Source organism: Streptomyces sparsus (assembly GCF_054776295.1).
Genome location: NZ_BAAHCA010001506.1, coordinates 1 through 765, shown reverse-complemented (window position 1 = coordinate 765; position 765 = coordinate 1). Strand labels below are relative to the sequence as shown.

Below are 765 nucleotides of genomic sequence, written 5' to 3'. Positions count from 1 at the left end.
CCGTGCCGCAGCGCCCACCGAGGTTCGTCCGACGACGCCGTACCGCGCAGCACACGCCAGGACGCGGGGGAGGCGTCGGTGTCGGCCAGGACGAACCGCCCCGCGGCACGCTCCTGGACGGTGCTGACCAGCCCCCACACCGCGGCGCCCGGCAGGCATCCGGGTGCCGGATCCCGCCAGGCCGGCACGGCGTCCCGCGTCAGGACGAGCAGCCGGGTCCCGGCGAACCGGGGGTCACTCCAGTGACGCGTCCAGTCCACGGCCTCGCGGACCGCGTCCAGCACGTCGCCCGCCTCGTCGCGGCCGGTCGCGCCGGTCACCGGGGCACACGAGACGACCACCACGTCCGGGGCGGGCGTTCCACCGTCGACCGCCTTGGCGAGTTGCTCCAGCCCGGGATGCAGGTCCACCGCCTGACCGGCGTCAACGAGCCCCGGGGCCGCGCCGAGCGGGTCGGGGCCGACAACGGCCCACCGTTCACCGCGGGCGGGGGGACCAGGCGGCGCGGTGTCCCGCCACACCTCCTCGAAGAGGCCGTCCTGCTGCCGCGCCGAGGCGGCCCGCAGCGCCTGCGGGGCAAGGCGTCCGGAGCGCACGGATTCCGCCGTGAGCAGCGGCTCGCCCCGGCCGTCCGCAGCCTCGACCCGGTAACCGCCGTCAGTTCCCGGTCCGACGCGGGCACGCAGCACCGCCGCGCCGACGGCATGCAGCTCCACTCCGCGCCACGTCGCAGCGTGGTCCACCGCCGCCTCGTCTCCGCGGGCG

The 765-nt window shown here is 77.4% G+C and carries 1 protein-coding gene; it reads right to left on the bottom strand.

Annotated elements, in window-relative coordinates:
• A partial coding sequence (locus tag ACYVE9_RS29285) for a SpnB-like Rossmann fold domain-containing protein (protein ID WP_461030903.1) occupies positions 1-743 on the bottom strand: 743 nt, incomplete at its 3' end.
• Positions 744-765 lie beyond the last annotated feature (22 nt).